Source organism: Paraburkholderia lacunae (assembly GCF_003353175.1).
Lineage (GTDB): Bacteria > Pseudomonadota > Gammaproteobacteria > Burkholderiales > Burkholderiaceae > Paraburkholderia > Paraburkholderia lacunae.
The window spans coordinates 42898-62065 of sequence record NZ_QHKS01000031.1; the positions used below are offsets into that span (position 1 = coordinate 42898).

The 19168-nt window shown below is 65.4% G+C and carries 24 protein-coding genes; 13 read left to right on the plus strand and 11 right to left on the minus strand.

Annotated features, from left to right (window positions below; translation table 11 throughout):
• Positions 1 to 10: 10 nt before the first annotated feature.
• The 9 genes from DLM46_RS32350 to DLM46_RS32390 form a co-directional block, all read right to left on the minus strand.
• Entirely contained in the window at positions 11 to 1459 is a 1449-nt protein-coding gene (locus tag DLM46_RS32350; protein WP_115107704.1) for a helix-turn-helix transcriptional regulator, read from the minus strand.
• 150 nt (positions 1460 to 1609) lie between these two features.
• Positions 1610 to 2440: a type III secretion system export apparatus subunit SctT gene (gene sctT / locus DLM46_RS32355; protein WP_115107707.1), complete on the minus strand. Its 831-nt coding sequence runs from the start codon at positions 2438 to 2440 to the stop codon at positions 1610 to 1612.
• Between the two features lie 3 nt (positions 2441 to 2443).
• A complete protein-coding gene (locus DLM46_RS32360; protein ID WP_165848096.1) occupies positions 2444 to 2923 on the minus strand; it encodes a hypothetical protein in 480 nt (159 codons plus the stop codon).
• 8 nt (positions 2924 to 2931) lie between these two features.
• Positions 2932 to 4254 (minus strand): FliI/YscN family ATPase, encoded by a 1323-nt coding sequence (locus tag DLM46_RS32365; protein ID WP_115107712.1) that lies wholly within the window; start codon positions 4252 to 4254, stop codon positions 2932 to 2934.
• On the minus strand, positions 4251 to 5027 hold the full coding sequence (gene sctL, locus DLM46_RS32370; protein ID WP_115107714.1) for a type III secretion system stator protein SctL: 777 nt from the start codon (positions 5025 to 5027) through the stop codon (positions 4251 to 4253). The genes DLM46_RS32365 and sctL overlap by 4 nt, the downstream gene beginning before the upstream one ends.
• A complete protein-coding gene (locus DLM46_RS32375; RefSeq protein ID WP_115107718.1) occupies positions 5012 to 5719 on the minus strand; it encodes a type III secretion protein HrpB4 in 708 nt (235 codons plus the stop codon). The genes sctL and DLM46_RS32375 overlap by 16 nt, the downstream gene beginning before the upstream one ends.
• Positions 5716 to 6486, minus strand: a complete 771-nt coding sequence (gene sctJ, locus DLM46_RS32380) for a type III secretion system inner membrane ring lipoprotein SctJ (RefSeq protein WP_208866364.1) — start codon at positions 6484 to 6486, stop codon at positions 5716 to 5718. Before sctJ ends, DLM46_RS32375 begins: the two co-directional genes overlap by 4 nt.
• A 28-nt stretch (positions 6487 to 6514) precedes the next feature.
• Positions 6515 to 6946: a hypothetical protein gene (locus DLM46_RS32385; RefSeq protein ID WP_115107720.1), complete on the minus strand. Its 432-nt coding sequence runs from the start codon at positions 6944 to 6946 to the stop codon at positions 6515 to 6517.
• A gap of 16 nt (positions 6947 to 6962) precedes the next feature.
• Positions 6963 to 7430 (minus strand): HrpB1 family type III secretion system apparatus protein, encoded by a 468-nt coding sequence (locus DLM46_RS32390; protein WP_054036870.1) that lies wholly within the window; start codon positions 7428 to 7430, stop codon positions 6963 to 6965.
• A 309-nt stretch (positions 7431 to 7739) separates the two neighbouring features.
• Between DLM46_RS32390 and sctU the strand changes: the two genes are divergently transcribed.
• The 13 genes from sctU to DLM46_RS32445 all read left to right on the plus strand — a co-directional run bounded on the left by sctU (position 7740) and on the right by DLM46_RS32445 (position 17394).
• Positions 7740 to 8807, plus strand: coding sequence for a type III secretion system export apparatus subunit SctU (sctU, locus tag DLM46_RS32395; RefSeq protein ID WP_115107722.1), 1068 nt, complete (start codon positions 7740 to 7742; stop codon positions 8805 to 8807).
• A gap of 18 nt (positions 8808 to 8825) precedes the next feature.
• Positions 8826 to 10751 carry an FHIPEP family type III secretion protein gene (locus tag DLM46_RS32400; RefSeq protein WP_208866365.1) on the plus strand — a complete coding sequence of 642 codons (1926 nt, stop codon included), beginning with the start codon at positions 8826 to 8828 and terminating at the stop codon, positions 10749 to 10751.
• Between the two features lie 14 nt (positions 10752 to 10765).
• Entirely contained in the window at positions 10766 to 11584 is an 819-nt protein-coding gene (gene sctP, locus DLM46_RS32405; RefSeq protein WP_115107727.1) for a type III secretion system protein SctP, read from the plus strand.
• A 13-nt stretch (positions 11585 to 11597) separates the two neighbouring features.
• Positions 11598 to 12677 carry a type III secretion system cytoplasmic ring protein SctQ gene (gene sctQ / locus DLM46_RS32410; protein WP_115107729.1) on the plus strand — a complete coding sequence of 360 codons (1080 nt, stop codon included), beginning with the start codon at positions 11598 to 11600 and terminating at the stop codon, positions 12675 to 12677.
• Positions 12661 to 13308, plus strand: a complete 648-nt coding sequence (gene sctR, locus DLM46_RS32415; RefSeq protein WP_115107732.1) for a type III secretion system export apparatus subunit SctR — start codon at positions 12661 to 12663, stop codon at positions 13306 to 13308. Before sctQ ends, sctR begins: the two co-directional genes overlap by 17 nt.
• Positions 13309 to 13312: 4 nt before the next feature.
• Complete coding sequence (gene sctS, locus DLM46_RS32420) at positions 13313 to 13573, plus strand: type III secretion system export apparatus subunit SctS (protein ID WP_115107734.1); 261 nt, start codon at positions 13313 to 13315, stop codon at positions 13571 to 13573.
• Positions 13570 to 14466, plus strand: a complete 897-nt coding sequence (locus tag DLM46_RS32425; protein ID WP_115107736.1) for a hypothetical protein — start codon at positions 13570 to 13572, stop codon at positions 14464 to 14466. Before sctS ends, DLM46_RS32425 begins: the two co-directional genes overlap by 4 nt.
• Positions 14467 to 14510: 44 nt before the next feature.
• The gene (hrpD5, locus tag DLM46_RS32430) at positions 14511 to 15518 is read left to right on the plus strand and encodes an HrpD5 family protein (protein WP_133300411.1); all 1008 of its coding nucleotides are present in this window, start codon (positions 14511 to 14513) and stop codon (positions 15516 to 15518) included.
• A gap of 11 nt (positions 15519 to 15529) precedes the next feature.
• Complete coding sequence (locus DLM46_RS32435) at positions 15530 to 15766, plus strand: hypothetical protein (RefSeq protein ID WP_133300412.1); 237 nt, start codon at positions 15530 to 15532, stop codon at positions 15764 to 15766.
• A 147-nt stretch (positions 15767 to 15913) separates the two neighbouring features.
• Positions 15914 to 16069, plus strand: coding sequence for a hypothetical protein (locus tag DLM46_RS39685; protein WP_165848098.1), 156 nt, complete (start codon positions 15914 to 15916; stop codon positions 16067 to 16069).
• A 327-nt stretch (positions 16070 to 16396) separates the two neighbouring features.
• The gene (locus DLM46_RS39690; RefSeq protein WP_165848098.1) at positions 16397 to 16552 is read left to right on the plus strand and encodes a hypothetical protein; all 156 of its coding nucleotides are present in this window, start codon (positions 16397 to 16399) and stop codon (positions 16550 to 16552) included.
• 137 nt (positions 16553 to 16689) lie between these two features.
• Complete coding sequence (locus tag DLM46_RS32440) at positions 16690 to 17145, plus strand: CesT family type III secretion system chaperone (protein ID WP_115107743.1); 456 nt, start codon at positions 16690 to 16692, stop codon at positions 17143 to 17145.
• Positions 17146 to 17169: 24 nt separating this feature from the next.
• The gene (locus tag DLM46_RS32445; protein WP_115107746.1) at positions 17170 to 17394 is read left to right on the plus strand and encodes a hypothetical protein; all 225 of its coding nucleotides are present in this window, start codon (positions 17170 to 17172) and stop codon (positions 17392 to 17394) included.
• Between the two features lie 95 nt (positions 17395 to 17489).
• On the opposite strand, the gene DLM46_RS32450 is transcribed toward DLM46_RS32445, so the two are convergent.
• Positions 17490 to 18332, minus strand: a complete 843-nt coding sequence (locus DLM46_RS32450) for a response regulator transcription factor (RefSeq protein ID WP_165848099.1) — start codon at positions 18330 to 18332, stop codon at positions 17490 to 17492.
• Between the two features lie 503 nt (positions 18333 to 18835).
• Positions 18836 to 19153 carry a hypothetical protein gene (locus tag DLM46_RS32455; protein WP_115107751.1) on the minus strand — a complete coding sequence of 106 codons (318 nt, stop codon included), beginning with the start codon at positions 19151 to 19153 and terminating at the stop codon, positions 18836 to 18838.
• Between the last annotated feature and the right edge of the window lie 15 nt (positions 19154 to 19168).

The following is a 19168-nucleotide window of genomic DNA, read 5'->3' on the forward strand; positions in this document are numbered from 1 at the left end:
GCGGCTCCGCTTAACGATGCATCGTCTCTGACGGCGATTCCTTGAACTCGCGGCGATAACCCTTCGCGAGCGCGGAACGGCTCTTCACGCCCCAGCGGCTTGCCGTATCGAAGATCGAGCCTTGCATGCGCTCGTCGTTCAACAGGTCGTTACGAATGCCTTCGAGCCGCAGCTTGCGGATCAGCCCGCCCGGCGACATTCCGATCGAACGCTTGAAGGCTATTTGAAGCGCGCGCTCCGTGACGTCGATCTGCGAGGCGATTTCGCGGGTATTCAAATCGGCGCGATCGAGATTCTCGATGATGTAGCGATATGCGCGGCGATACTTCGCGGGCAGGCGCGCCGAAACGTCGTCCGCGGGCAGTGCGCGGCTCGCCGGCGATTGAATCGCGCCGAGGCCAGGCGTCTCGCTGCGCAGGCAGCGCAACGCTTCGGACGCATAGCTGGCGTACAGCTTGAGCGCCTCGGTTGGGTTGCCGCGCCATACCGCGATCTTGGATACGCAATACAGGTAGTCGAAATTGCAGCGGCGTGTGCCGGTATCCGCTTCGGCGCGGCTGATCTTGGCAAGCACCGAATCGGCGACATCGTCGAGTCCGCCAGCAAGTCCAGCGAGCACGATGTCCAGCTTCGCGAGGAACGCCTGGCCGGCGCCGCGAAAATGCTGCGGCCGGCTGACCGCGTCGAAGAGCGGCGCGGCGGCAATGCGCTCACCGCGCGCCAGCGCCGCGATCTGTTCCAGATACTCGTGGCGCTGCGCGAGAAGCGCCGGCATCGGCGACATCAGCACCGTGGTTTCGGTGAGCTTGTGCGTCACTTCTGCGCGGTCGCCCGCGCTTTGAGCACGCGCCACATGCGCCGAGCTCCAGAACGCGTGATCGCTCAGCGTGGTCGCCGTGCGAATGCGCAATTGCACGTCAAATTCGCGCGCGAGCAGCGCGATCACGAGTCGCCAGCCGGGTTCCTCATGCATGTCGGCCAGTTCGGCGGCTTGCAGGAGCGCGTCGTCCGCATCGCGCTGACGTCCCACCTGATGTTGCACCATGGCCGATGCAATCAATGCCTCGAGAACTTCCGCGGGGCTCGCCGCCTCGTCCTGGATGATACGCGCAAAGCACTTGGCGGTGGCCGCGTAGCGGTCACGCATCATCAATTGCCAACCGGTGTTGCGGCACGACATGATGCGCAGACGGTCATCATCGCCCACGATCGTTTTCTGAGCGCGCCGGTACATCTCTTCGGCATCCTGCTCGTAGCCGAGCAGAAGCGATGCATCAGCTACGGCGACGAGACGCGCGACGTCCGCGTCATCCAGTTTGTGGGACGGGCGTTCGAGCACATCGTCGACGAGGCAATAGCCGCGTTCCGATGCGCCGTCGAGCATGGCGGCCGCATACGCCGGCAAGCGGTTCTTCTGCGCGAGCCCCGACGACAGCGCGAAATAAATTGTCGAAAACATAATGGTTCCACCTCAGGAGTGACCGATGTGGCGGACCATCTGATCCGCCCTGCGAACCTGTGGTCCCGGCGATCGCCGGGCACGGAAACCATGGTAGAGACATCGTGCTCAACAAAACTCAACAATCAGCAGGGGACTTCACAACAATGTTCAGTGTGCCGGTTTCGCCACCATGCCGTTCGCCAATGCTGCCGACAGACCGCCGAGCTGCACGTCGCCGACAACCTGTGAAGCGAACACCGCGACGAGCGCGATCAGCATCAGCACGCCGATCACGCCGCGCAGCGGTTGACTGAGCGAGCTGGGTTCGAGCTTGTCAGCCGCGCGCGCGACAATGCCGAGGCCGAGATCGACCAGTATCAGCACCAGCATCACCGGCGTGCCGAGCTTGGCGAGCGCCGTCCAGATCGTGTCGGTGCGCTGGATCAGAAACGTCTCCGCCGTATTGGAGAGCGACGGATACAGCACATACGGCGGCCACCATTTGAAGGACTCGAAGAGCGCGCCCAGCACGAACAGCATGCCGCCGCCGATATAGAAGAGCGTCACGACGAGTTGCAGCAGCAGCGTCGAAACCGGCGTGCTCTGATCGCCCCGCAGCGGGTTGGTCATCTGCACGTTGTTGAAACCCGCGAGGTCGTCGATCAAGGTGCCGAGGGACTGCGCGATCCAGAACACCGGCGCGGCGCAATAGCCGAACGCGAAACCGAGAAACGCTTCCTTGCAGGCCAGCACCAGCAGCGCCGCGCTGTTGAGCGAGTCGAACGCCTGCGGAACCTGGCCCGCCGCGACGAACATCGTCAGCACGTACACCACGCCGTTGCGCGCGGTGCCGGGCAACACGGTGTCGCTGGTGGCGGGCAGCAGGATGAACGTCACCATGATGCGAATGCCCGTGAGCATCAGCATGACGATGAAGTTGTGATACGCCTCGAAGAAGCCGAGCAGGGCCTCGGCCCACGCGTGAAAATCATGTGTCATCGGCTACCTCGCGTAACGGCGCGCCAGCAGGTTTTCCGCGGCTTCCTCGTCGGCGGCGAGCTCGACGGCCGTGGCGGCGGCCCGCAGCAAGGTATCGAGCTTGCGGCGACATTCCTCCACCGCGGCTTGCGCGCGTGCGAGCGCCGCCTGCACCTCGGCCACCTTCTGCCGCTGACGATCCAGCGCCGTGCGGCGCTTTTGCTCCGCCGCGCGCGCGGCTTCCAGCGCTTCCTTCAGCGGCGCGCGCCACGCGTCGTGACACAGATAGTCGGACGTCGCGACGCGCGCGTCGCCGTCGAGCAAGGCGACGATGCGCGCTTCGTGCTCCGCGCGCTTTTGCTGCGCTTCGACATGTGCCTGTGCGGCATCCTTGAACTGCGCCTCGCGCTCGGCGAGCGCCTCGCGTTCCCGTGCGAGATCGGCCTCGATCCGCTCGCAGCGCCGGGCCTTGGCGGCGACGATGGTGCGCCACTTGCGAATCACGAGCGCCCTCATGACTGTGCGAAGCCGGAGATGAACGCGTGGCTGTCCTCGCCTTCGGTCAGTTCCTCGGTGCTCTGGCCGAGGAACGATTCGATAGCCTCGTGCTGGGAAATCGCTTCGTCGGAGAGCGGATCGGCGCCCTGCTGATATTCGCCCATCTGCAGCAGCAATTCGACCTCGTCGAAGCGAGCGAGCAGCTTGCGCACGTGCCCCGCGCCGCTGCAATGCTCGGGGCTTGCGACCAGCGTCATCACGCGGCTCAGGCTATGCAGCACGTCGATGGCCGGATAACGGTTGCGCGCCGCGATCGCGCGTGACAGCACGAGGTGTCCGTCGAGAATACCGCGCACTTCCTCGCTGATCGGATCGTTGCCTTCCTCGTCCTCGGCGAGCACCGTGTAGAAAGCGGTAATCGAACCTTCCTCGCCCATACCGGCGCGTTCCAGCAGTCGCGGCAGTTCGGCGAAAATCGACGGCGGAAAACCGCGGCGGGTCGGCGGCTCGCCCGCCGACAGACCGATCTCCCGCTGGGCGCGCGCGAAGCGGGTCAGCGAGTCCATCATCAGCAGCACGCGCAAGCCGCAATCGCGGAAGTACTCGGCGATCGCGGTGCCCACGTAAGCCGCCTTGGCGCGTTCGATCGACGAGCGGTCGGACGTCGCGCACACCACCACGCTACGGGCCATGCCCGCTTCGCCCAGGATCAGTTCGATGAATTCGCGCACCTCGCGGCCGCGCTCGCCGATCAGCACAATCACGTTGACGTCGCACGCTGCTCCGCGCGCGAGCATGCCGAGCAGCGTGCTCTTGCCGACGCCCGCGGGCGCGAAGATGCCGACGCGCTGGCCCTCGCCCACCGTCATGAGCCCGTCGATGACCCGCACGCCCGTATGCAGCGGCGTATCGACCATGCGCCGCTTCAGCGGATCGGGCGCGGCGGCCATCACGGGGCGTGGCGCGGCGCAATGCAACGGCCCAAGGCCGTCGATCGGTTCGCCCAGGCCGTCGACCACGCGTCCGAGCAGCATCTCGCCGACCGGCACCGACAGCGGACGCCCGAGCCCCGTGACGCGCGTGGTGCGCGACAAGCCGGCGACGCTGCCGAACGGCGCGAGCAGCGCGAACTGACGCGTGAAACCGACCACTTCCGCGCGTTGCAGCAGCACGCCGCGCGCGTCGCGCAGTTCGCATTGCTCGCCGAGCGTCGCGTCGAGCCCGCCGACCTTCAGCAACGTGCCGACAGCCTCGACCACTTTGCCGTGACGCGTCGTACCGTCGGATTCGGCGAGTTCCTGGCTCAGCGCGTCGATGAAAGCGGTGACTTCGTTCATTGCGGCGCTCCGGTGGGCTGGTCATCGAACTGCGGATCATCGGCGAGCAGTTGGTCGGCGGCTATGTTCACGGCGGCCGCGGCCTGCTGCTCCGTGTCGGTGCGCGTCACGCGTCGAATGGCACTCGCGATCGCGCGCAACTGCATCGGCAGTCCGGCTTCGACCAAGCCGTGGTCCCATTCGCACACGCAACTGCCGGGCTCCGCCTCGGCATCGCTCACCACCTCGGGATTCACCGGCCAGCGATGCTCGTCGCACACGCGCCGAAACGCTCGCGTCGCCTCATCCACGTCGCAGTCGGCGACGCGGACGGTCAGGAAAGACGTGCCCTCGAGACTGCGCGACAGCCCCACCGCGATCTGCGCGAACAACGCGTCGCGATCGGCTTCACCGAGCACCCGCGTAACGGTACGCATGACGATGTCGGCAACACGCTCGCGCAACGCCACCAGCAGGTCGCGCTCGGATGCCGCGCCGTGCAGCATCGCTTCGTGCGCTTCACGAATCGCGCGACGGCGTCCAGCCTCGTAACCCAGGCGCGCGGCGTTGTCGTACTTCGTCTGGGCGGCACGCAGCGTGCGTTCGGCCTCTTCATCGGCCGCGCGCTGTATCGTTTCGGCCTCTCGCCGCGCGCTCGCGAGCATTTCGTCGGCACGCCGTTCGAAGTGGCCGGAAGCACGATCTAGTTCGATCAACTGCGCCAGGTCCGCTGCTCGCACGACATCGCTCTCGATGCCGATCCCGCCCTGCTGGGCTCTTAGCCAAATAACCATGTCAGCTCCGGAAACAGCATGCAGGCCGCGGACAGAAACTCTTCCGATTCGCCCTCAGCGTCGGGCCCGGCATCGGACGTCGCTGCTTCGCGTGGACGAGCACAAGCGGCGAGATCGGTCTCCTCGGCGTCATCGTCCAGCGTCAAGCCGATCAATCTGCGCGCTGGCGCAAGCGGCCAAGCTTCGTCGCCTTCGAACAGCGCGCGGCCGGCGCAAACCAGTGCATCGGCGGACAGATCGGCGGGAAGGGGCGCGTTGGCCGTCGATGCGTTCACGCCCAACTGCGTGAGCGCGGCCAGCGCATGGTCCCCCAGCGCATCGGCGAGCGCGCGCCGCCGCGCGCCCGACACAACCCGGCGCAGCGTTCCGCGCGACGGATAGATCGCGCGCGCAGCCAGCACCGGGCGCAGCGACGCTGCGTCGAGCAAGGCAAGCCGGTTGGCGCGCGGCGCATACGCGCTGACCGGCATCGACGCGCCGAGCCATAGGTCGCGCGCCGCGTACCAGGCGGCCCTCGCGCGGTCTGTGCACGGCGCGCCCCAACGCCGGCATTGCCGCTCGCTGAACCGGGCCGCCGCGTCGGCAATGCGCGCCTCGTATGAATTCAGCCACCGGAGCTGGCGCTGTGGATCCGGCAAGTCGGCGCCTGTCCCCATTGCAGCCGCCGATGCCTGCGCGTAACTCAAGCTCATGTCGCCACCCCGCCGGCACGCCCACGCAAGCGCGTACCCGCGCCCTTCAGCGTCGCGCCGAACCGGCGTGCGAGATACGCCAGCGCGCCGGCCAGCAAGGCGGCCCCGGCGATTCCACCGGCCCACAACCACTCCTGCGGCAAACTTGGCGCAACCGGCGGCGGCGGCTCGGGCGCCGCCGTGCCCGGCACCATCGTCACGCTAACGTTGTCGTAGGTCAGCCCTTCGACAGCATGCACGACCAGGTTCTTCAGATTCGGCGTGAGCGTCGACACATCGGTGCCCGGCAGGTATTTGATGAACACCGCGGCCGACGACGGCTTGACCGTCGCGGCAAGGGGATCGTTGTTCGGCAGCACGATCTGAACGTTCGCATACGCCACCCCGTCGATTCGCGACAGCACCTCGGAGAGTTGCTGCGACACGCCGTAGATAAAGCGCACACGCTCCTCCGTCGGCGTGGAGATCAGTCCGTCCTTCTTGAACATGTCTCCCAGATTCTGGAAGCGCTGATGGGGCAAGCCATGCGCGCGCAGCACGTCCATCGCGCGGGCGAACTGGTCGCTTTCGACCGCCACGCTCCAGGTCTTGCCGCCGTCGTCGCTGTGCTTGGAGACGTCGACCCTCGCGTCGAGCAGCACGGCCAGCATGTCGTTCGCGTCGCTTTCCGACAGTTGCGCGAACAGTTGCTTGCTGCAGCCGGTCATCAACGCCGTCACGCAGCACAGCAGCACGACCGTGCGCGCCAGTTTCAAATAGGAAGCCATTTAGTCCGTCCTGTCGTTCGTACGCCAACTACTGGTTCTTCATCAGCGTCTGTACGGAGCCCTTGGTGCCCTGCGCGACCGCCTCGCCGACGTACATCTTGCCGACCATCTCGGATACCTGGAGCTGCATCTTGATCGACTGTGCCGCCACTTCCTGCATCGTCATCGTCGGCACCTCGCCGGCGAAGCGGTCCACTTCGCCGCGCAAGTTCGCGACCGCCTGGTCTTGCTGCGTGACGACTTCGGACAACGCTGACGGACCGTGCGTGTGCGAGGCGCTCGGCGGTGCGAGACGCGCCGCGTCGAGCTTGCTGCGAAACAGGTCAACGAGGCTCGAGGCAGGCTCGGGCAGCGCGCCGGGGCCCGACGCGCCGCCGGTTCCGGCGCGGCCAACGGCTTCGTCGGGTCGCACCGCGGACGCGGCGTCGAGCGGCGGGATGGGTGGGATCGTTACGTTCATCGCGATGCTCCTTGCACTAGGCGCGCAGATGGCGATGCTGCATCAGTTTCTGAAGCTCGCCGCGGTCGATCTGCACCTCGGCGGCCGGCGCCGCGGCTGCGCTCTGTTTACCCATCAGCGTCATCACGAGCTCAACGGAATCGGGGTCTTCATTGCGGCTCGCGACCTCGTTGGCATAGACGCGCCACGCAGGGTCGTCGAGCCCGCACAGCGACACCGCGAGCAGCGCCGCCACGTAAGGACCGAACGAGCCGCGCAGCGCCTGCTGCTCGAGCGGGCGCAAGAGGCGCACGGCCTCGGCGAAGTCGCGCCGGCGAATCATCATCCACGCGTCGTAGGCATGCAGCTCGACGAAGTTGGGACGCAGCACGTGCAGCGCGGCGAGCAGCCGCTCCGACTGCTCGATATGGCCATGTTTCGCGCCGAACATCAGCGCCTCGATCAATGCCGACACGAGCCGGTTACTGCATTTCGTCAGGGACATGGAGCACTCCTTTGGTGATCAAAACGCCGTATGTCTGCGCGTCTGCCGAGATGGCGGACGACAACGCTGTGGCCGGCGGTGTGCGAACCGTAACGCGAGGCGGCTCCCGCGAACGCGAGTAACGACGAACCGCGAGCGCTCCGAACGAAAAGCCTGCTTCGCGGGCGGACCGCACATTGGGCCGCCGGCGCCCGGTTCGGCGCCGGACCCATTGGTTCGCCGCGCGGGCGGGCCAGGGCGGCGCATGCCCATGACAATCCGCCGCAATCCACTGCAATTAACCGCAATCCACAGCACGAAGGCTTCGCGATGTCTGACGAGAAGACCGAACAGCCCACCGACAAAAAGCTGCGCGACGCGCGACGCGACGGCGAGACCGTGAAGAGCACGGACCTCCCGTTCGCGGCGATCCTGCTCGCCGCTGCGGTCGGCTTCGGCGTCGGCGGGCCGCGCATGGCGGAGCAACTGCGCCTCGTATTGCGCAGCGGCCTCGACGTGGCCCACTTGCAGACGCCCGATGCGCCGCTGCACGACCTGCTCGTCGAAGCCGGCCTGCACGCCGTGATGCTAATCCTTCCGATTGCGCTCGGCGCGGCTCTCGTCGGCATCGCCGCGATCGCGGCGCAAGTCGGATTGCAGATTTCGCTCAAGCCGCTCGAACCGAAGTTCGACGCGATCAATCCCGCGTCCGGCCTGAAGCGCATTTTCTCGGTGCGCTCGCTGATCGATCTCACCAAGACTGTCATCAAGGCGGTCGTGATCACGGCGGTGTTGTGGAAAACGCTCGTGCTGCTCGTGCCGCTAATGGTCGGCGTGGTGTACGAGCCGATCGGCAGCATCGACAGCATTGCCTGGGGCACGCTGTGCAAGGTGCTCGGCATCTCGGGCGCGCTCTATCTCGTGATCGGCGCCGCCGACTATGGCGTGCAGCATTGGCTGTTCATTCGCGATCACCGCATGAGCAAGGACGAAGTGAAGCGCGAGCACAAGAATTCCGAAGGCGATCCGCACATCAAGAACGAGCGCCGCAAGATCGCGCGCGAGGCTGCTTCCTCCGATCGGCAGCAGCCGATCAAGAACGCGAATGTGGTCGTGGTGAACCCGACCCACTACGCGGTCGCGCTGCGCTATGAACCCTCCGAATCCGGCTTGCCGCGCGTGATCGCCAAGGGCGTGGACGCGGAGGCGCGCGTAATCCGGGAGGCCGCGACCCGCCACGGCATACCAATCGCGCGCAATCCGCCGCTGGCGCGGGCGCTTTACCGCGTGGCGCTCGACGACGCGGTTCCCGAGCCGCTGTTCGACGCGGTCGCCGCGGTGCTCGCCTGGGTGGAAGGCATCGGCGGACGGCGCGGCGGCACCGAGGCAACCCCCTGACATCCGATGGAGAAGACCATGTTGAAGACGCTCCGCCTCAATGAGTTCGGCGGCGAGGTGGCGATCGCGTCGCTGATCGTCGCTGTGATCTCGCTGATGATCCTGCCGCTACCGCCGTTTCTGATCGACGCGCTGCTCGGGCTCAACATTACGATCAGCGTCGTGCTGCTGATGGTGACGATGTACATACCGTACGCGACGGCGCTGTATTCGTTTCCGTCGCTGCTGCTGTTCACTACGCTGTTCCGGCTGTCGCTGAACATCGCGTCGACCAAGTCGATCCTGCTGCATGCGGAGGCTGGGCACATCATCGAAAGCTTCGGCGAGCTGGTGGTGGGCGGCAATCTCGTGGTCGGCCTGGTGGTGTTCCTGATCATCGCGACGGTGCAATTCATCGTGATCGCGAAGGGTTCGGAGCGGGTGGCGGAAGTCGGCGCGCGCTTCACGCTCGACGCGATGCCGGGCAAGCAGATGAGCATCGACGCCGACGTGCGCGCCGGCAACATGACCGCCGAAGATGCGCAAAAGCGCCGCGGCATGCTGGCGATCGAAAGCCAGTTGCACGGCGGCATGGACGGCGCGATGAAGTTCGTCAAGGGCGACGCGATCGCGGGCCTCGTCATCACGCTCGTCAACATTCTCGCGGGCATCGTGATCGGCGTGAGCTACCACGGCATGACAGCGGGCGAAGCGGCCAACCGCTTCTCCGTGCTGTCGATCGGCGACGCGATGGTCTCGCAGATTCCCTCGCTGCTGATTTCGGTGGCGGCGGGCATTCTAATCACCCGCGTCGCCGACGAGCACAGCAAGCCCAGTTCGCTCGGCACCGAGATCGTGCGCCAGCTTTCCACCAGTTCGCGAGCGCTGTATAGCGCCGCCGCGCTGCTGGGCGGTTTCGCATTGGTGCCGGGCTTTCCCTCCGCGCTGTTCGTCGTGCTCGCGGTCGCACTGTTCGGCGCCGGCCACGTGTTGCGCAAGCAGTTGAAGGACAAAGCGCCGCACGCCGGCCCGGAGCTCCCCTCGCTACGCACCGACGGCCACAAGGGACACCCGCCGACCATCGGCGCGCATCCGCCTTCGTTCGCCGCGCCGCTCTCGGTGCGCCTCGCGCCACAACTCGCGGCGAAGCTCGACACGGCGGAACTCAATCGCGCATTCGATGCGGCGCGCCGCGCGCTCGTCAACGAACTGGGCCTGCCGTTCCCGCGCACCGCCGTATGGACGGCGGACGCTGTGCCGGACGCCTCCTATCAGCTACTGCTGCACGACGTGCCGCAGCCGCCGGTCGAACTCGCGCCCGCACGCAGCGGCCGCGAACAGGCGCTTGCCGATGCGGTGGGCGACGCGGTGCGCGAACACGCACATCTGTTTCTCGGCTTGCAGGAAACGCAGTGGATTCTCGAACGCGTCGGCACCGAGTATCCGGGGCTAGTCGCCGAGGTGCAGAAGGTGGTGCCGGTGCTGCGCATCGCCGATGTACTCAAGCGGCTGCTCGAAGAACACGTGCCGATCCGCAACTTGCGGGCGATTCTCGAAAGCCTGGTGAACTGGGGCGCTAAGGAAAAAGACCTGCTGCTGCTCACCGAATACGTGCGTGGCGATCTCGGCCGCTTCATCGGGCATCGGGCGACGGGTGGCACCGGGCAGTTGCCGGCGATCGTTCTGGACGTGGAGGTCGAGCAGACCATCCGTCAATCGATCAAGCAGACGCCCGCCGGCAACTTCCTCACGCTCGAACCGCAACAGATCGACCAGTTGCTCGATGCGCTCGAGGAACTGGTCGGCACAGAGCCGCAGCCCAACCTCGCGATCGTCACGTCGATGGACATTCGCCGTTACTTCCGCCGCATGATCGAGCAACGGATGAAGTGGCTGCAGGTCTATTCGTTCCAGGAACTGGGCGATGGCGTCGATCTTCAGCCTGTCGGCCGCGTCGCCTTCTGAGCGGAGGTTACGCGATGACACGGATTCGCTCCACGCGCGAAGTCAGCATCACGCCGCCGACTGCGCCGCACACCTCGGGCACGAGCGGCAAAACCGGCGAGAGCGGCGCCGGCGCGCAACGCTTCGAGACCTTATATGAGACCGCGCGGCAGCAGGCCGGCGAGGCCTGGCGTGATGAAAAGCAGGAGCAGGAATCGCCCGGCGAACCCGCGCCTGACGACGATGCGCAGGGCGGCGGCGACGACTCCGGCGGCGACGCTCAACACCAGGAAGCAGCCGAGGGCATCAGCGCCACGGATGCGCCTTTGCCCCTGCTGCCCGCCGTGCCTCCTCTGCCGCCCTCGCTTGCGCTGAACGGCGCGTTGCTCGCCCTTCGCGAGAATCGCCGCGCGTGCACTTCCGCGGCACACGCAAAAGGTCCGGCGCGCAAGGCTGGCGTGCGCGGCGCGCCAGGCAAATCTGTGCATGAAGCCACGCAAGACGCGCAGCACGCCGTTGCGGAACCGTCATTCGGCATGCAGATGATCCGCCGCTGTGCGAGGGCGGCGGAGGGCGATCTTCTCGCCGAGCATCTCGCGGAACGCGTGGCCGGATTTTGCACCAACCCCGCCGTCGAACGTGCGGGCCAGTGGGACGTCGCTGTCGAACTTGACCCGGCCATTCTGCCGCGCACCGAGCTGCATTTGAGTCTTTCGGGCTGGAGTTTATCTCTTCGTTTCGATAGCCGGGACGCGCGGGCGCGGCAGCTAATCTGTGACAACAGCAACGAGCTCAGGACCCGCCTCGAAGCACGTCTCGGCGGTCGCGTCGCAGTGGAAGTTACAGTTATCTGAAGGGTTCGAGATCATGTCAATGCCTCATGGCTGCACCAGCATCAGCGATCGGTTGCGCTGCTATACACCGGCGCTCGCCGGCGTGTCGCGCGCGCTGTTCGATGCGCGCGGCGGCCTCGGCGTGAAACCGGCAGCGGCGCAATCCTTGTCCTCTCACCGCACGGCGCGCCTGCGCATCGGCAGCGCGCATGGCGAGCTGTGCGTTTGCGTCGATGTGAGCCGTCACGCCGCGCTCGAGGCGATTGCCCTGGAGCCGGACCCGGACCGTCGCGCGGCGCTCGGCAATCTGTGGCTCGCGGCACCGCTCGACACGCTTGCCGGTCACGGCGTCGCTCAGCCCTCGGTGCTGGACATTTCGCTCGATGCCGAACAGCCCGATAGCCAGAACGCCGCCGGCGCGCTCCACTTTGAATACGGACTGGCGGACAACCCCGCCCACACGGCGGTGCTGCTGGAAGCCCCCGCGCCTCTCGCGGCCGCGCTGGAGCGCCGCATGACCGGCACGCGCGCGGCTTCGGTCGCGCTGCCCGACGCGCTTGCCGCCATCGCCGTGCCAACCCGCATCCGCTTGCGTACCCGCCGTTGCACGACGGCGCTACTGGCCTCGCTGCGCGTCGGCGACGTCCTGCTCGGATGGCCGCGCGCGAGCGGCTATGCGCAAAGCGCACCGCTCGAACACGCGACCGTGCTATGGGGCGCAGCGGATGGTCGCGCCGCCTGCGCGCAGGCCCGCATCGACGGCCACCACATGACCCTTGAGACGTTCCCTGAGACGATGAGCCACGATCCCGATCTTTCCCTTGAGAGCGCTGCCGGATTCGCCGGCGAGACCGCCACCGCGGAGCGCACCGTCGATCTGAACGAGGTCGAACTGCCCGTGCATATCGAAGTGGTGACCGTTAATCTGCCGCTCGGGCAAATCGCTGCGCTGCGGCCCGGCTACGTCCTGACGCTGCCGCTCAAGCTTGCCGATGCGGAAATCCGTCTCGTCGCGCATGGGCAGACGCTCGCGCTCGGCGAACTCGTCGCGGTCGGGGACAACCTCGGCCTCCTCATCCAGCACATTGCGAACTCCGATGAACGGCACACCTGAAATCGCCTCGCTGCTCGTCGCGGCGCTCGCGCTGGCCGTCTTGCCATTCGCCGCGATGGTGGTCACGTCCTACACGAAGATCGTGGTCGTGCTCGGGCTGCTGCGCAACGCGCTGGGCTTGCAGCAGGTGCCGCCCACTTCCGTGCTCAATGGCGTCGCCATCATGGTGTCGTGCTTCATCATGGCGCCGGTCGGCATGGAAGCCATGCACCGCGCGCAGCTATCCAACGAGGCAGGCTCGGGCATGCAGGTGATGCCGCTTCTCGATGCCGCGCGCGAACCGTTTCGCGTGTTTCTGAAACGTCATGCGTCGGAGCGCGAGAAGGCCTTCTTTCTGCGCTCGGCCCGCGAAATCTGGCCGCCCGAGCGCGCCGCCGAACTCAAGCAGGACGATCTCATCGTGCTCGCGCCCGCCTTCACGCTGAGCGAGCTGACCGCGGCCTTCAAGATGGGCTTCCTGCTGTACCTCGCCTTCATCGTGATCGACCTCGTCATCGCCAACGTGCTGATGGCGCTCGGGCTATCGCAGGTCAATCCGACCAACGTGGCCATTCCGTTCAAGCTGCTGCTGTTCGTTTCGATGGATGGATGGTCGACGCTGATCCACGGTCTCATCTCCACCTACAGGTAACGCCGTGGAATACGACGCGATCACTCATTTCACCACGCAGGCGCTCACCCTGTGCCTGCTCGTATCGTTGCCGCCGGTGGCGGTGGCGGCCGTGACCGGCCTGCTCATCGCGTTCCTGCAAGCCGTCACGTCATTGCAGGATTCCAGCATTTCGCAGAGCGTGAAACTGGTGGTCGTCACGGTCGTCATCGTAATCGCCGCGCCATGGGGCGCGGCCGCGATCCAGAACTTCGCGCGCACCCTAGTACAGGTGATGTTCACATGAGCATTCCACGCATAGGCGGCGGCTACACGCCGCCCGCCGATCTTTCTTCGGATGCTGATACTGTCGCCCAGCAACAGGCGGCGCTGGCCGTGCCGCATCACCGTCACGGACATGCGCTGACGCGCGCCAAGCGCCCGTCGCTGAGGAAGCGCCGCAGCGCCGAGAGTCCGGACGCGAACGACCCCGCTGCCGAGAGCGAGGAACTGCTGATGATGCTCGACCAGCATCTGCGGCGCAGCCAGACCGACGTGATGCGGGTCGATGCGCGAGAGCCGCGCGGCAATCAGCATGGCTTCGATCAGGACGAGCATTCCGCGGGCGCTGAGCCGAACGACAAATGGGCGCGTTCCGACGACACGCACGATCTGCCTGCGCGCGCGCTGCCGATGCGTTTTTCGCAGCGCGCGGCGCGCGACGAGACGGCGCTGTTGAAGCACTCGGGCGCGGTCAGCCATGGACCGGCTTGCTCGCCTGGCAATCAGGCCGAGGCTGCGCTGATCGGCGTGCAAACCGCGGCGCGCAAGCAGGAGCCGGCCGTTGCGGGCAAAGAGCCCGGGCGTGCCAGCCCGACGTATGTCGTGCTCGCGATCGTCCGCGAATTTCTGCAGATGCCGGACGGCGAGCGCACCTCGCGCACCACGCTCGCCCAGATACGCGACCGGCTCGTATCGGCATCCACGCGGGCCGGACGCGACATGCAAAACAATCCACAAAGCAACACACAAAATGGAACGCGCGGGGCCGCTCGACGCCCGTTGTCCGCCGCGGAGGAATCGATGAATCTGCTGTTGCCCATCGCGCTGCTCAACCTCGGGCGCAGCCGCACCCGCGCGGGCCGCGCGATGGGCGTGTCCGCGCTTGCTGCACTGATCCGCCGCGGACGCGGATGGTGACGGCGGGCGCCATCCCGTCAATCACAATCGAAGAGGTTTCGTTCATGTCCAAAGAAATTCGCGTACTGACCGGCTTCCATGCCGGCGCTCAAATAGAGTTGAGTACAACAATGATGTCGATCGGTGCCAAACCTGATGCGGACATCCTGATCAACGACTGGAGCGAGTGCACTATGCAGCTGGCAATCGATGCGGAAAACAATTTGACGATCGCTGTGCCCGGCGACGCTGGCATAGCGATGGACGACTTCATGCCGCGACGTTTCGGTGAAGTCGTGCTGTGCGCAGGCCCTGCCGACACGCGCTGGCCGTCCGATTTGCAACTGCTGGAGTCGATGCTGGCGGCGCAACCCGAAGGGCGCAAATACGACGGCGAAACGAGCGACGGCGTGTTTCCGGCCGGCCCGCCCTCCACACCGATCGTCATGCGTTCGCGCCGTTCACCATGGGTGCATGCCGGCGTCGCCGCCTTGCTGATCGGTTCGATGGGCGCAGCCGCGGTGGTGTTGCCGGCCGGCAAGACGACGCTGGCCGCCGACCGGCCGCAAGCGCGCGCCACGCTCGCCGAAGTGCAGCAGGCGCTGGCGCAGCTGCATCAGCCGGATCTGGCGGTCGCGCGGCAGGGCGACGGGTTTCTCGTCACGGGCATCGCAGCGAACGCGGCCGAAGCCGGCAGAACGCGCGCCGCGCTTCAGGCACTGGCAGGCAATCGCCTGAACTGGAGCGTCAGGTCCGGTGACGAGATCGCCGGGTCGCTCGCGGAGTCGCTGCATGAAGCCAACCTGCACGTGAGTTATGCCGGTGCAGGCCGCCTCGAGGTAACCGGCAGCGCGCGCCATCCCGGCGAAGTACGCCAGGTGGTCGAACGGTTTCGCAGCGATATGGAGCCGCTTGTCGCGCGCATCGACGTGGACGTGACAAGCACCGACGACCTGAAAGTAGCCGGCGACATCGATTCGGCCTTGTCGGCGGACAGCGTGAAATACGTGGAATCGAGCGACGGCACGAAGAACTTCATAGCCGAACTGCCCAGCAACACCACCCTTCATTGAGGATGACCAACATGTACGAAGCGATGACCGACAAACTGATCGACGTGCTCGACGACTTGCCGCAGGCGGTGGCACAGACGCACCGTCACGGTGAAGTGCGGGAAGTGGCGAGCGCACTCGACGCGATAGCCAACACCGTGGCCTCGCATTCAACGGATGCGGCAAGCACGGAAGCTCAGGCAGGACGTGTCGTTGTCGATGGATTTCGCGCCGCGGCGCAGTTGTGCCGCGGCGCAATCGAGCAGTAACACTTGTACCGCGACACACACATGAGGTGTGCCGCGATGCAGGCGAACCGTGCGCAATCCGCAAGGGCCGCACATTTTCCCAGCGTTCCGCATGACGCGGGACACTTTAGCGCAGTACCGCTGTTCAATTCTTTTAGGAGATTCAACATGTCCAGCAAGATCCCGACCGACGCAGGCGCAACTGGCAGCTCCATCGCCGACATCTACAAGGCAATGGCTGAAGAAAACGAAATCAACAAGGCCAACACGACCGCGAAGCTTGCGACGATGGGCCCGAAGGCCGCGAAGGACATCGTAGGCTAAGCGCTTCGGCGCGCCATCCGGCCGCGCATGCGGAAAGTGGCGAGCGCACTCGACGCGATAGCCAACACCGTGGTCTGGCATTCAACGGATGCGGCAAGCACGGAAGCTCAGGCAGGACGTGTCGTTGTCGATGGATTTCGCGCCGCGGCGCAGTTGTGCCGCGCCGCAATCGAGCAGTAACACTTGCACCGCGACACACACATGAGGTGTCCCGCGATGCAGGCGAACCGTGCGCAATCCGCAAGGGCCGCACATTTTCCCAGCGTTCCGCATGACGCGGGACACTTTAGCGCAGTACCGCTGTTCAATTCTATTAGGAGATTCAACATGTCCAGCAAGATCCCGACCGACGCAGGCGCAACTGGCAGCTCCATCGCCGACATCTACAAGGCAATGGCTGAAGAAAACGAAATCAACAAGGCCAACACGACCGCGAAGCTTGCGACGATGGGCCCGAAGGCCGCGAAGGACATCGTAGGCTAAGCGCTCCGGCGCGCCATCCGGCCGCGCATGGTGCGCCGGTTGAGAACCGTCCGCGGTTCCCAACCGGTTTTTTTTTGCTCTGCCGCGTGGGCCATCCACCTACAGACCTGTGTTCGTGAAGCGATTCGGCGATAGCGATGAGTATCGAAAGACGTGATGAACTGATCTGCGAGATTTGCGAACTGCGCGACATGCCCGCGCCGGACGCCGTGCTGGAGCGCGGTGTGCTGGAGATCGACGGCTTCGACGCGGCGATCGACCATTTCGAGGAAGACCCCGACGCGCTGTACATGACGTTCCAGTTCGGCATCGTCACGGCGGGGCGCACGTTGCGCGTGTTTCGCCTGTTGCTGGAGGCGAATCTCGCCGTCTATGCGCAGGACCAGGCGCAGCTCGGCCTGGAGGCGGATACCGGCGCGATCGTTCTGATCGCGCGCGTGGCGTTGAGCGAGGAAATCACGGGGCAGTGGATGCTCGAGCTGATTGAGCACTATGTCGAGCACGGGCGCTATTGGCGGGACAACATCTTCGTCGCTCGCGACGACATGTTCGAAAACCTCGCTCGTGGCGACTACGTATGGATCCGCGCATGAACCTTCTTTTCAACGGAGAATGAAATGACCCAAGTCAGCCATAGTCACAGCACGACCAACAGTCCTTCGACCCACAAGACGGACGATAAGGACACGAAGAACACGGGCAAGAAGGACGACCAGGGAGGCAGCCCGGCCGATCTGGATGCCGCGATCCAGGCCTTCGGCACGCAGGTGATGATGCAGATCTTCCAGGATCAGCAGGAACGCAGGGCTGAGGCACGCGAGGAGGACGAGGACGCTGCCTGAGCGCGGGCCGTTCGCGTCATGCGTCGTGACGCGACGGCCCGCCAGCGCCGGCCGCCCCGACAGGCGAGGCGAGGCGCGACGCAAGCGGAGGGCTGCTACGCCGCCGTCACGACGAACTGCGCGGATGAATCGCAAGCGCGATCGAACAACGTACCGTCGCCACCGCGCCGCGTAGCGCCCTGCCCCAAACTCACCGGCAGCGTATCGAACCCCGCTCGCGCGTCGGCGTCGAAGCAGGACTGCGCCGCCTGAGCGACATCGAGCTTGTAGCCGAGCGCATACACGGTCTTGAGATTCAGCTCGGCGGTGCGCGATAGCTGCAGTTTCTTGCGCAGCTTGTAGACGTGCTGCTCCAGCGTGCGCGCGGCGATCTGCTCCGTCGCACCCCAGACGCCGGCTGCGATCTGCGCGCGGCTAAGAAATTTTCCGGGGTTCGAAAAGAACATCCAGGCGATCGAGAACTCGCGCGCTGTCAGCGAAATCCCGACGCCGTCGATCGTCGCGAGACCGAGATCCCGCTGAAGCACGTAGCGGCCGATCTGGATCTGATGCGTGACCGTATCGGAAAAACGCCGCTGCAACGCCAGATGGACGCGAAAGCGGATCTGCTCGATATCGACGCGATTCACGACGTCGGTCGCCCCCGCGTCGATCCAGCGCAACAGTCCCGACCAGCTCGACTGGTGCGTCAGTACGATCACCGGCGTGCACACGTCGGCGTTGCAGTCGCGCCACGACAGCAACGCACTGGTTGGTGTCGGATCGGTCCTGGCGTCGATCAGCACCAGGTCATAACGGTTCGCACGCATTGCGCGCAGCAAATCGAGTTCACTCGGGAACGGCTCGATGACGACTCCATCTCCGGTAAAGGTTTCGGAAACAGTCCGTCGAAGCAGCCGGTCGTCGGTTGCAATGGCAAATAACAGGTTATTGTTCACCGCGGTTCGCATCCCAAAAAGGCATCCACGCTTCTCGATTCCTGCCGTCACCCCTCCAGCGGAGACGGCGGCGTTTCCCCAAAGCACAACTTTTTATCCCCTCGCCCGTCTGGTCGTCGTGGTTTTAGTCAATGGCTGTAGCGGCGTAATTCAAGACCCATTGCATCGCGCCATCAGCATTGATCGTATCGGGCGAGGTCTCTCTCTCCGTTAGTGCATCGGGAGCGCGCGGTGGATGCGTATTGCGTGGATATTTTCATGCGACGAGCCAGAATCCAGTTCGCGAGGCAGAGCATCTTCCGACAACTCTCGTGAATTGCGTGCCATTCCACGCGATACAGTCGTGAACCGGCTTGCGCGGCGTCATGCGAAAAAAATTACGGCCTGTATCGCGACTGAAAGCATCTTGTAGCGTTGATGACCGTTACCTTGCGCCACGCGAACAGCGAATCCGCAATGCCGGCTGCTCAAGGACGGTTTCCGCTGTTGATGCGCACACACACTTACTGTTCCGGATTGCCAATCGAGTCCGTCCTGGAGACGCCATTGTCCACAAGCAAATGGCGCCGCGTGAGCCAATCGATGTTGTGCCGGCCCGGCTCGCCCGCCGCACGTGCTTGCGGATTCGCGGCGCGCGGCGGCATGGATGTCTTGCCGCCCGGCGCCGCGGCGCTTGCCGGACGCCGCGGCAACAGCAGAGCACCAGGCGCGGTCAGGCTGCGCGCAACCGGCCTCGGACTGACGCCTGCCGTCGGCGGCGTGGCCGTGTCCGCGCTGGAGCGGGTAGCGTGGAAGAAACGCGAAAGACGGTTGATCGTCATAAACCCTCGCAATGG

Coding starts and splice junctions, on each gene's coding strand:
- DLM46_RS32350 (WP_115107704.1), bottom strand. CDS start 1,459: ATGTTTTCGACAATTTATTTCGCGCTGTCGTCGGGGCTCGCGCAGAAG.
- sctT (WP_115107707.1), bottom strand. CDS start 2,440: ATGACACATGATTTTCACGCGTGGGCCGAGGCCCTGCTCGGCTTCTTC.
- DLM46_RS32365 (WP_115107712.1), bottom strand. CDS start 4,254: ATGAACGAAGTCACCGCTTTCATCGACGCGCTGAGCCAGGAACTCGCC.
- sctL (WP_115107714.1), bottom strand. CDS start 5,027: ATGGTTATTTGGCTAAGAGCCCAGCAGGGCGGGATCGGCATCGAGAGC.
- DLM46_RS32375 (WP_115107718.1), bottom strand. CDS start 5,719: ATGAGCTTGAGTTACGCGCAGGCATCGGCGGCTGCAATGGGGACAGGC.
- sctJ (WP_208866364.1), bottom strand. CDS start 6,486: ATGGCTTCCTATTTGAAACTGGCGCGCACGGTCGTGCTGCTGTGCTGC.
- DLM46_RS32385 (WP_115107720.1), bottom strand. CDS start 6,946: ATGAACGTAACGATCCCACCCATCCCGCCGCTCGACGCCGCGTCCGCG.
- DLM46_RS32390 (WP_054036870.1), bottom strand. CDS start 7,430: ATGTCCCTGACGAAATGCAGTAACCGGCTCGTGTCGGCATTGATCGAG.
- sctU (WP_115107722.1), top strand. CDS start 7,740: ATGTCTGACGAGAAGACCGAACAGCCCACCGACAAAAAGCTGCGCGAC.
- DLM46_RS32400 (WP_208866365.1), top strand. CDS start 8,826: ATGTTGAAGACGCTCCGCCTCAATGAGTTCGGCGGCGAGGTGGCGATC.
- sctP (WP_115107727.1), top strand. CDS start 10,766: ATGACACGGATTCGCTCCACGCGCGAAGTCAGCATCACGCCGCCGACT.
- sctQ (WP_115107729.1), top strand. CDS start 11,598: ATGTCAATGCCTCATGGCTGCACCAGCATCAGCGATCGGTTGCGCTGC.
- sctR (WP_115107732.1), top strand. CDS start 12,661: ATGAACGGCACACCTGAAATCGCCTCGCTGCTCGTCGCGGCGCTCGCG.
- DLM46_RS32425 (WP_115107736.1), top strand. CDS start 13,570: ATGAGCATTCCACGCATAGGCGGCGGCTACACGCCGCCCGCCGATCTT.
- hrpD5 (WP_133300411.1), top strand. CDS start 14,511: ATGTCCAAAGAAATTCGCGTACTGACCGGCTTCCATGCCGGCGCTCAA.
- DLM46_RS32435 (WP_133300412.1), top strand. CDS start 15,530: ATGTACGAAGCGATGACCGACAAACTGATCGACGTGCTCGACGACTTG.
- DLM46_RS39685 (WP_165848098.1), top strand. CDS start 15,914: ATGTCCAGCAAGATCCCGACCGACGCAGGCGCAACTGGCAGCTCCATC.
- DLM46_RS39690 (WP_165848098.1), top strand. CDS start 16,397: ATGTCCAGCAAGATCCCGACCGACGCAGGCGCAACTGGCAGCTCCATC.
- DLM46_RS32440 (WP_115107743.1), top strand. CDS start 16,690: ATGAGTATCGAAAGACGTGATGAACTGATCTGCGAGATTTGCGAACTG.
- DLM46_RS32445 (WP_115107746.1), top strand. CDS start 17,170: ATGACCCAAGTCAGCCATAGTCACAGCACGACCAACAGTCCTTCGACC.
- DLM46_RS32455 (WP_115107751.1), bottom strand. CDS start 19,153: ATGACGATCAACCGTCTTTCGCGTTTCTTCCACGCTACCCGCTCCAGC.